Raw genomic sequence first — 9848 nt, 5'->3', positions numbered from 1 at the left:
TGGGGGTGGGCGTTGGCGTCCGTCGGGCCGCCGTGGGTGGCCCACCGGGTGTGGCCGATGCCGGTGGTGCCCGCCGGAAGAGGGGTCTCGGCGAGTCGTTTTCTCAGGCACACGAGCTTGCCGGCCCGCTTCTCGGTGGCGAGGCCTTGCTCGGCCTGCACGGTGACACCGGCCGAGTCGTACCCGCGGTACTCCAGGCGTTCCAGTCCTTCGACGACGACGTCGAGGGCGTCCCGGCGCCCCGCGTATCCCACGATTCCGCACATGATGATCAATACCTACATCGGATTGGGGGTCCCGCCGCCGGCCGGGAGGGCGGCCGGCAGCGGGGGTGATGTCCGGTCAGGGGCCGAGGACCGAGGTGGGCGAGACGAAGGTGTAGCCGAGTGCCTTGATCCCGTTGACGGTGTCCCGCAGCGCGTTGAGCCCGTACGAGGGGTGGTAGAAGAAGCTGGCGAAGCCGTCCCTGACCGTGAGGTTCAGCTTGGCCGAGTTGATCATGTCGGCGGGCAGTCGCGGCGGGTTGTTGTTGGACATGACCGGCTCGTAGTTGCCGAGGTTCTCCGGCAGCACGGTCTCGCCGTACACGTCGCGCACCAGGTAGGGGAAGAACTGGCCGATCAGGATGCTGTGGTTGATCGGGCCTCCGTTGAGTTGGCCGTTGAAGTAGAGCGAGCGCTCGTAGCGGGCCTTGAAGAGCGGTTCGAAGGTCTTGTAGTCGGTCGCCGAGCCCGCGTAGTGCGGGAACTCGAAGATCGTCGGCGGCGTGAGGCCGGCGGCCTTGAACTCGTTGATCGCCGAGTCGACGCGGGACTTCGCCCAGGCTGCGGAGTCCTCTGCGACCGGCCCTTGGTGGATGACCCAGTCGGTGTTCTGGCAGGGCGCCCGGAACTGGTACGGCGGGGTCTGGGTGACGGAGCACTGGGCCCGGTAGAACTCGAAGTCGTCGCCGGTGACGCCGTTGTACGGGTTGGCGATGTTGCTGTACTGGTGCGTGTAGCCGTGCATCAGCATGGTGCCGCCGTTGGCGATCAGAGACTTGATCGCGGCGATCATGAGGGGCGACTGGGAGAGCCTGATGGTTTCCGGCCGGCCGTTGTTGTAGGTGCCCTTGGGGTCGGTGTAGACCGGGATGACGCCGAAGCTGAACGGGATGTTCTGGGACTTCAGGTACTGGCCGATCCGGGTCAGCTGGACCGGGTCCTCGGCGGGGCTGATGTCCTCGAGGCGGACCATGGCCCGGTGGCGGGTGGGGGTCGAGGGGGCGAGCGCGTCGAAGAGCAGGTCGCTGAGGATCATCACCCGGTCGGTCTCGTTCACGTAGGAGAACGGAATGTCGCCGATGTAGGTGAGGTTGCCCGAGCGGATCGCCCAGGGCACGGACGCCCCGGTGCTGTCGGTCCCGGAGGCCAGCACCGTCACCTTGGACGGGTCCGTGATGTTGTCGCCCAGTACGCCGCCGCCGTTGAGGCTGCTGCGGGTGAGCGACTGGCCCTTGTAGGAGACCGAGGTGATCGGGTTGAAGTTGAAGTAGGAGTTGGTCGGGTCCCAGCCGTAGGTCGAGGAGAACTGGGCGGGGCCCACGTTGTTGGCCAGGTTCCAGATGTTGTCGTACAGCCAGACGACCGGGTGCGTCGTGGTGGCCACGTCGCTGTAGAACGCGGCGGGGATGCCGTCGGGGATGGTTCCGCCGTAGTAGGTCGAGCCGAAGTAGACCGTTGCGGTGTAGTCGTTGACCTGCCCGGCCTGGTAGGAGCCGACCGGCATGGTGGTCACCGTGCCGAAGTGACCCGCGAGGTTGGCCGTCACCATCGCGTACAGCTCGCCCAGATGCCCGTACGGGCCCGCGGTGTCGTAGAGCACCAGCGTGCTCGTGCCGGTCGCCGCTGCCACGGCGTCGGCGGACACCGGCTGCGCCAGCGCGGAGGTCAGCGCGAGCGCCGCCTGCGCCGAGGTGGAGGACGCCCCCGACGGGGTGGTGTCGGCCGTGCCCGATGCGGGCTTCAGCTTCTTGTGGGGGTCTTTCGCGCGCTCCTCGTCGGCCTTCTTCTGGTCGTCACCGAAGGCCGCGGAGACGTCGCCGCTGAGCGGCTGCTCGAGGGCCGATGACTTGTTGGGGTGATCCGGAGGTGGTTTCGCGGATGCGGTGAACGGCGCCGCCAGGCTGATACTCACGCCCAGGGCGAGTGCTGCCGCGGTTCGCGAAGGACGGGCCCACCTTTTTGAAAGCGAAGGCATGGTAGCCCCTCGTGCCGAATAGCAGATGAATTCATTGACGCGGAGAAGTGTCCGCGGTGACCGAAAGCGACGCATCTCGCGCGGCTCGGGCGAACGTCCCCCAGCCTGTCCCCGGCCCTCGCACTGCTCACCCTCGCAAGGCTCTGCGGCAACAACCACGCAGCGCAGGCGTGTTAATGATGCTGTCATCGAGGTGGCGGACTGTCAACACCCCCGGCAAGATTCACCAATGTGTTTCGGCAGGCCACCCTGGGTGAAGACCCGAGGAAGGTGATTCGTCAACGAATTCCATTATTGAAGACCCTGGCCCCCTGTGGTAATTTTGGCCGTGATCAGTCCCATAGGGGCGAGTGATGATCCGAGTCGGGTCCCCCACGGTCCTTCAGGTACCGAGGGAGGTCAGACGGTCGCCTACCCGACTCGGGGAGTGAGTGGCGAGACCGGCCCCCTGCACCTCGACAGCGAGGGCTGCGCCATGGCCGGCATCCGATCACGCCCGACCGCCCTGCGAATGCGACCCGTGATTACTTCCGGGTCTTTCAGGGCCATGTTCCCCGGGCCCCCCGGGGCTCCGTTCTCCTGATTGGGCAGTCCCATGTACGGGAGTTGCGGCGTCACCAGTGGCGTCTGCCTCACCGCGGCATCCGTGTTGCCGTCCGGCATGACCGGATCCGAGATCGCCCGCCTCCTCCTCGAGGTCGCCGGCGCCGGGTTCGGCCTCTACGCGGCCACCGGCCTCATGCTCCTACTCACCGCCACCGTGCTGCGCCACCGCAGACGCACCACCCGAACCCGCCCCGACCCGACCCCCCGAGCGACCCCCGGGGCGACCACGAACCGGCAGGGCGAGCCATGGTGAGCGTCCTGCTGTGGCTGAGCACAGCAGTCATCATCACCATGCTGAGCTACAACTCCGGCCTGTTCGCCCTGTCACGCCGTCACATCCGGCTCGCACCACCCGAAGACGACCGGCGCTTCTACGTCTTCCTGCTCGCCTGCCTCAACGAGGAGAAAGTGCTCGAAGAGAGCCTGCACCGGCTGCTGGCGCTGCCGCTGGACGACTGCATCGCCCTCGTCGTCGATGACGCATCCGACGACGGCACCGCCGAGATCGTCCGCGCGGCCGACTCCGAACGCATCCTGCTCCACCAACGCCACCTCCCGAACGCCAGAAAAGGCAAGGGCGCCGCCCTCAACGACGGCCTGAACCACCTGGCCCGCTCCGGCGCACTGGAGGGCCACGCCCCCCAGGACGTGGTGATCTGCGTCCTCGACGCGGACGGCAGACTGGAAACCGAAGCCGTCGCCGAGGTCGACCGGCACTTCGCCGACCCCGCCACCGGAGCCGTACAGATCGGCGTCCGGATGTACAACCGGGCCGACAGCCTGCTGGCCCGCATGCAGGACATGGAATTCGTCGTCTACACCGACATCTTCCAGTCCGCCCGCCGACACATCGGCAGCGTCGGCATGGGCGGCAACGGCCAGTTCATGCGCCTGAGCGCACTGCACACACTCGGCCCGGCGCCCTGGAGCGACCAGCTCACCGAGGACCTCGACCTCGGCATCCGCCTGATCGCCGCAGGCTGGACCAACGAGTACTGCCCGACCGCCGCCGTGCACCAGCAAGCCGTGACCAGGACCCGCCGACTGATCCGCCAACGCTCCCGCTGGTTCCAGGGACACATGCAGGCCACCCGGCTCCTGCCCCTCGTCCTGCGGGAGATCCCGCCGCGGGCCGCCGCCGACCTGGCCTACCACCTGTCCAGCCCCGTGATGCTGCTGCTCACCTCCTTCCTGCCGCTCGCCTTCGTCGCCGGGATCATCGGCTTCGCGACCGACTCCGTCGTCCACGGCCACAACACCTTCCCGCTGATCTGGCTGATCCCGCTGTACGCCCTCGCCTTTGCCCCTGCCTACGCCTACGCCTACGTGTACCGCAAGCGGGAGCGCCGGCTCGGAGTGCTGCACTGCCTCCTGCTGTCCCACCTCTTCGTGGCCTACGGCTACCTGTGGTTCGCGGCCGGCTGGTGGGCCGTGGGCCGCCTGATGAGCGGCCGCACCAGCTGGCTCAAGACCGCCCGGACCTGACGCACCGTCACTGGCGCACCCTGCGAGCGGCGCCGACGTGCACCCCTGTACGTCCCGCCCACGCCCGACCACGCCCATCTGCCACCCGCCCACCCCCGAAGGAGGACCCGCCATGTCCCACCTCCCGCTCCCCCCTCCCGGCGCCACCACGACGCCCGGCCGGCTCCAGCACCACGGACTGCGCCCGCTGCACGCAGCCGTGGTCCTGGGCACCCGCCCCGAGGCCGTCAAACTCGCCCCCGTCGTCAGGGCCCTGGACGACTGCGAGGACTTCGCCCCGGTACTGATCAACACCGGCCAGCACCGCGAGATGATCGACCAGATGCTGGACCGCCTGGAACTGACCGCCCATCACGACCTGGAGGTGATGACCCACCGCCAGCAGCTGTCCGACCTGACCTCCCTGCTGGTCGGCAGGCTCGGCGAGGTACTGCGCGCGGAAGGACCCGACCTGGTCATCGTCCAGGGCGACACCACCAGCACCCTGTGCGGTGCCCTCGCCGCCTTCTACGAACGCATCCCGGTGGCCCACGTGGAGGCCGGACTGCGCAGCGGCGTCCTCGACAACCCGTTCCCCGAGGAACTCAACCGACTGCTGGTCACCCGACTCACCCGCTGGCACTTCGCCCCCACCGAGTGCGCCGGCAAACAGCTCCAGGCCGAGGGCGTGCCCTCCGACAACGTCTACGTCACCGGCAACACCGTGATCGACAACCTGCTGTGGACGCAGTCCCGCCAGGTCGGCCGCTCCGCGTTCCGCACCCGGCGCCGCGGCATCCTGGTCACCCTGCACCGGCGGGAGAACCAGGGCGACCAGATGCGCGCCATGGCCGCCACACTGCTGCGCCTGGCCCAACGCAGCGACGTCGAGATCCTGCTGCCGGTGCACCGCAGCCCGGCCGTCCGCGAGGTGCTGCTGACCGCGCTCGGCCACCACCCGCACATCACGCTGACCGACCCGCTGGACTACTTCGACTTCACCGCCTCGCTGGCCGCCAGCGAGATCGTCCTCACCGACTCCGGCGGCGTGCAGGAGGAGGCCCCCAGCCTGGACAAGCCGGTCCTGGTCCTGCGCACCACCACCGAGCGCCCCGAGGTGGTCTCCACCGGTGCCGCCCGGCTCGTCGGCACCGACCCCGACGCCATCCACACCGCGACCAACGCCCTGCTGGACGATCCCGCCCTCTACCGGAGCATGGCCGACGCCCGGAGCCCGTTCGGCGACGGCCGCGCGGCGCAGCGGATCGTCACCCGGCTGGCCGAGGACTTCGCGTCCGCCTCGACGGTCGGCACCGCGGTCGGCGCGGCCACCGGCGACATCCTGGCGCAGCGGTGAGACCCGTCCGCGGCCCTCGCCCGGAGGTGACGGACGCCGCGGAGCGGACCATGCTGGTGGACATGCACCTGGACCGGCCCACCTGGGCCGCGCTCACAAGAGGCCGGGCGGGCCGCCCGCCCCGACCCTCCCGGCGGATCCGGTGGATCCTGGTGACCCTGGGCAGCCTGCTCATCGCGCTCGTTCTGGTGGTGGCCATCGGCCTGTCCTCCGGATCGGACGTCAAGACGGTCCACGGACCCTGGCGGGTGGTGTTCGACGGCGAGGGGCTCGTCGGCTTCGACGACGGCACGGTGGTCCTGAAGCCCCGCCACTCCGCCGCGCCCTCCGAGACCCACGCCGCGCTGGTGGTCTCCGTCGACTCCCACGGCAAGCTCGACTACCGGCTCCAGATGCGCACCGCCGAGCAGTTCCGCCGGCCCGACCCCAACTCCTGGGAGGTCGCCTGGGTGCTGTGGCACTACACCGACCCCCAGCACTTCTACTACCTGGCCCTCAAACCCACCGGCTGGGAACTGGGCAAGGAGGACCCCGCCTATCCGGGCTCCCAGCGCTTCCTGGCCACCGGCCTTCCCGCCTACCCGATCGGCCCCTGGTACGACGTCGAGATCCAGCAGAGCGGCCCGACCATGTCGGTGACCGTGCAGGACCGGCCCCTGGTCACCTTCACCGACGAGGAACGCCCCTACCTGGAAGGCAACGTCGGCCTGTACAGCGAGGACGCCCACGCCGAGTTCCGGCACTTCGCGTATTGATCGGACGCAGCCGCGCAGGCGGCCGTCACCGCCAACGGCCCCACGCGTGCCGCGGGCGCCGACCACGGTGGAAAGCCCGATCGCGCAGGGCCCGGTCGACCAACGGCACGCCCCGCACGTCCGGCTGCGACCCGAGCGGCCGCACGGCCCCCACGGCCAATTCCGCCGCAGGTGCAACTTCCCCGGCCGGGAGATGCGCTGCTCTTATCGCCGGCCCTGCGGCGCCTCATTTCGACGAGGACGGAAGAACGACGGAATCGTTCTCCTCGAGGCCCGAAACCACTTCCGTGAGCTGGTCACCGGCAAGCCCGGGCCGCACTGTCGTGCGGACCCGAACGCTCCTTCGGTACCAGGTCGGCCCGGCCCGTTCACCGGCGCTCGGCGCCTGCCCGGTCGGGGCCGTCTCGGTGTTGGCAGGGGGCGCCGGTGTTGTTCCGGCGCCCCCGGGGTGACCGCCTCCGTGTCAGGGGGTGGGCACGGGCATCGTCGCGAATGCGGTGTTCAGGCTCTGCCACATGGGCTTGGTGGTGGGGATCATGTCCTCGGCGTAGTTCCACCAGAAGTACCCGCCCGCGTAGTAGGGCAGGTCGATGTGCAGGCCGTAGTAGTAGTTGAGGAGCGTGGTGGCCTGGCTCTGGGTGGTGGTGGTGACGGGGTCGGGCAGGCCGATTTCACCGAAGGCGAGTTTGGCGTTCGGGTACAGCGTGTGCAGTTGCTGGAAGTAGGCGGTCCAGGTGGCCGCGCTCGGCCGGATGTTGTTGCAGTCGGCTTCGTAGTAGCTGAGCGTGACGTAGTCGAGGCCGTTGCGCATGCTCGCGGGCACGTACTGGTTGGTGAAGGCGATCGGGTCGAGCTCGGAGGGGCCGTTGCCGCAGCCGATGTCGTAGTAGAGGGTCAGTGCGGCGCGCTTGCCGGCGGCCTTGACCTGGTTGTAGGCATCGGTGATCTTGGCGGAGACGTCGCTGTAGCTGCCGGTCCAGTTGCCGTTGACCTCGTTGCCGATCTCCCAGAGGTCGACCTGGTTGCCGAAGGCGTTCAGGTACTGGGCGACCCGGTCGTGGTAGGCCTGGGCGGAGTAGTCCTTGAGGTAGTAGGAGTCGAGGACCTCGCCCATGAGGTAGCTGACCGGCTGGAGCTGGTTGACCGCCTGGGTGTACTGGGAGGGGTTCACGTTCTCGTCGAAGACGATGCGGGTGGTCGGCCTGTGGGACAGCTGCTTCGACGAGGCGACGATGGCGGCGAGGTTCGAGACGTCGTCGACGGTGACGCCGTACAACGGGCCGGGCAGCTCCCTCATGCCCGCCGGAGCCTGCGTGGCGGTGGCGGTGGCGGTGGGCGCGGGGATCGGGGTCGGGGCGCTCGACGTCGGTGCCGTGGTGGGTGTTGCGGCCGTGGCGGTCGGGCTAGGTGTCGCCGTGGCGGTCGGGGAGGCCGTGGCGGTCGGGGAGGCCGCCGTGGCGCTCGCGGTCGGCGCTGGGGTGGATCCGTCGCCGACGGTCAGTGTGCGCGCGGGCAGGTTGTGCCGGGTGCCCGCAAGGTCGCGCCAGTAGCCGAACTCGGAGTAGGTGCCGGCCGGCAGGGCCAGCGCGCCGGTGGTGATCGACACACCCCCCGGGCAGATCCGTACGGAGCGGGCCGCGCCGGGGAAGTCGGTGCGCTTGCCCGCGGGGTCGCGTACCGAAACACCCAGGGTGTCGGCGGTGAAGCAGCGCGAGGAGTGCACGGCGAGGGTCGCGGTGGCGGCGGTGCCGGCGGCCATGGCGGTCGGGCCGAGCCCGTCCTGGACGACCTTGGGGCCGTCGGCGGAGGCCTGCGCATGGCCGACAAGAGGGATGGCCAGCAGGCCGACAGCGGCCAGCGCGCCGATCCGGACAGGAGTGGAGATAAAACGCATGGGCGGTACCTCTGCGACGCCTGCGAGGTGAGCTGTCGGGTTCGGGCCGCATGAGGTGGCCCGGCCGCCCGTGGAACGGCTTCACCCCTAGCCCGGGCCGGACCCGTGCGCGTGCGTGCGTGCGGGGGCCAAGGCGTCCTACCTGGTTCCCCCGCTCCCGTCCGTACCGGTGCTCGATCGACCGCCGACGGGTGGACGGGACTCGGCGTCCCGGCAGCGGGTCCGTCTTTCGGCGGACGACGCGAAGCAGGCTAGCAGGAGACATCGTGTACGAGTCAACGCTCTGCGCCGCACCTCACGCACTGTGCAGCAGGCCGCTGCGCTGCGCCGCTGCGCCCCCTCGCGCCGGACGGACACGGCGGGAAAGGCGGCGACGGCTTCGGCCGGTCCTGCCCGAACAAGGGCTCTGCCGGCTCCCGGGTCGCCCGGGCGCGGGGGAGGAGCGGACCAGTCGCCGGCCCCGCCCACGCGGCCGTCGTGGACCGGCGGCGAGGCGATCGGGATGTCCCCGGTCGCCGTGCTCTCCCGGCAACGCTGCGGCCTGCGCGAGGGCCGCTTGGCAGCGTCCGGCCCTGCCCGGACGGGCGCGGCGCGGTGGCCGCCCGCCCGAGACACCCCTGCCCACCGGCCCGGTGCAGCCCGACCGGCACCCCGCCCCCGCCGCGGCCGCCGCCGAAGCCGCGGCCGCGGCGGGCCGGCGGCCGGCCCCGGTACCCCCGCTCCTGCCGCAGGCCGAACACCTCGCCCTCACCGCCACCCTCGCCGGACAACAGGTCCCCGAAGCCTGGCTGGAGAACATCCCGGCCCCCGACGAGGACGACACCGGCCAGCAGCACCTCTACCGGCGCCTGGTCGCGGCCGTCGCCCACTGGCGGTTGCGCCACCACGTGAGCGGCGACGACCCGCTCGGCCCGCCGCCCGACGGCCCCGCCCACGACGAATGGCAGCACCTGGCCCAGGCCCTCGACCTCTACCAGCGCGCCCGGATCGAGGACCGCCTGCAACTGCTGCGCCTGCGCCGCGACGCCGACCGCGAACGCCTCGAGGCCGCCGCCCGGCAGGCCGCCGCCACCCCCACCGCCCGCACCCCCGCCGCCAGGCCCGCCCGCCCCGCCCAGCGCGGACGGCCCTCCCGGCCCCGCCGCCCCGGCGGCCGGGGCCGCCGCTGACCGCGCTGTCGGCGTACTCGTTGAAGTTCAGGCGGGTACAGATGGACGTGCTCAGCCGCGTGACTTGTCAGGACCCGCACCTACCGGGACAGCAGAGAGCCCTTGTCGTCCGCGCCGGCCGGACCGGATGATCAGCTCATGTACGTAGGCCAAGGCACCTTCGACGACATCCCCCTGGGTGCCCTCTTCCCCCAGCTGTCTGCCGCTGGCGTCGAATCACTGAACCTCTTTCATCCTGTCTCGTCGGGGTGAAATGCCTGGTCAGCGGGTTCCAGTGACGCAACAGGGCCCCTCGTCGTTGCCGTGGTGATCTCACTCATCACGTCGCCGCCGAGGGGCCCTGTTGGTCTCGTATCGAGCCATGC

The 9848-nt window shown here is 70.2% G+C and carries 7 protein-coding genes, 1 pseudogene and 1 riboswitch; of the genes and pseudogenes, 5 read left to right on the top strand and 3 right to left on the bottom strand.

Annotation, left to right across the window (positions count from 1 at the left end; genetic code table 11):
• Together AB0M03_RS38580 and AB0M03_RS38575 are read right to left on the bottom strand one after the other, a co-directional pair.
• Window positions 1-266: pseudogene (locus AB0M03_RS38580) on the bottom strand (glutamine--fructose-6-phosphate aminotransferase); the annotation flags it as partial.
• A gap of 76 nt (window positions 267-342) precedes the next feature.
• Window positions 343-2175 carry a polysaccharide deacetylase family protein gene (locus AB0M03_RS38575; protein WP_363501137.1) on the bottom strand — a complete coding sequence of 611 codons (1833 nt, stop codon included), beginning with the start codon at window positions 2173-2175 and terminating at the stop codon, window positions 343-345.
• 724 nt (window positions 2176-2899) lie between these two features.
• Between AB0M03_RS38575 and AB0M03_RS38570 the strand changes: the two genes are divergently transcribed.
• From AB0M03_RS38570 to AB0M03_RS38555, 4 genes are all read left to right on the top strand, one after another.
• Entirely contained in the window at window positions 2900-3097 is a 198-nt protein-coding gene (locus AB0M03_RS38570; protein ID WP_363501134.1) for a hypothetical protein, read from the top strand.
• A complete protein-coding gene (locus AB0M03_RS38565; protein WP_363501132.1) occupies window positions 3091-4329 on the top strand; it encodes a glycosyltransferase in 1239 nt (412 codons plus the stop codon). Before AB0M03_RS38570 ends, AB0M03_RS38565 begins: the two co-directional genes overlap by 7 nt.
• Window positions 4330-4441: 112 nt before the next feature.
• Window positions 4442-5665, top strand: a complete 1224-nt coding sequence (gene wecB / locus AB0M03_RS38560) for a UDP-N-acetylglucosamine 2-epimerase (non-hydrolyzing) (protein WP_363501129.1) — start codon at window positions 4442-4444, stop codon at window positions 5663-5665.
• Window positions 5666-5715: 50 nt separating this feature from the next.
• Window positions 5716-6420 carry a family 16 glycoside hydrolase gene (locus AB0M03_RS38555; protein WP_363501126.1) on the top strand — a complete coding sequence of 235 codons (705 nt, stop codon included), beginning with the start codon at window positions 5716-5718 and terminating at the stop codon, window positions 6418-6420.
• Between the two features lie 463 nt (window positions 6421-6883).
• Here the strand turns inward: AB0M03_RS38555 and AB0M03_RS38550 are convergent, their stop codons facing one another.
• The gene (locus AB0M03_RS38550; protein ID WP_363501123.1) at window positions 6884-8314 is read right to left on the bottom strand and encodes a hypothetical protein; all 1431 of its coding nucleotides are present in this window, start codon (window positions 8312-8314) and stop codon (window positions 6884-6886) included.
• A gap of 2 nt (window positions 8315-8316) precedes the next feature.
• A riboswitch (cyclic di-AMP (ydaO/yuaA leader) is annotated at window positions 8317-8496 on the bottom strand.
• A 450-nt stretch (window positions 8497-8946) separates the two neighbouring features.
• Here AB0M03_RS38550 and AB0M03_RS38545 point away from each other — a divergent pair.
• Complete coding sequence (locus tag AB0M03_RS38545; RefSeq protein WP_363501120.1) at window positions 8947-9483, top strand: hypothetical protein; 537 nt, start codon at window positions 8947-8949, stop codon at window positions 9481-9483.
• Window positions 9484-9848 lie beyond the last annotated feature (365 nt).

Source organism: Kitasatospora sp. NPDC051914, assembly GCF_040680995.1.
GTDB lineage: Bacteria > Actinomycetota > Actinomycetes > Streptomycetales > Streptomycetaceae > Kitasatospora.
Note: the sequence above shows the minus strand (reverse complement) of the source record. Positions and strands in the feature narration are given on the sequence as shown.

Bases quoted from the DNA above. Each gene is read 5' to 3' on its own strand.
- AB0M03_RS38555 (WP_363501126.1), top strand. From the start codon at position 5,716: ATGCTGGTGGACATGCACCTGGACCGGCCCACCTGGGCCGCGCTCACA.
- AB0M03_RS38565 (WP_363501132.1), top strand. From the start codon at position 3,091: ATGGTGAGCGTCCTGCTGTGGCTGAGCACAGCAGTCATCATCACCATG.
- AB0M03_RS38570 (WP_363501134.1), top strand. From the start codon at position 2,900: ATGACCGGATCCGAGATCGCCCGCCTCCTCCTCGAGGTCGCCGGCGCC.
- AB0M03_RS38550 (WP_363501123.1), bottom strand. From the start codon at position 8,314: ATGCGTTTTATCTCCACTCCTGTCCGGATCGGCGCGCTGGCCGCTGTC.
- wecB (WP_363501129.1), top strand. From the start codon at position 4,442: ATGTCCCACCTCCCGCTCCCCCCTCCCGGCGCCACCACGACGCCCGGC.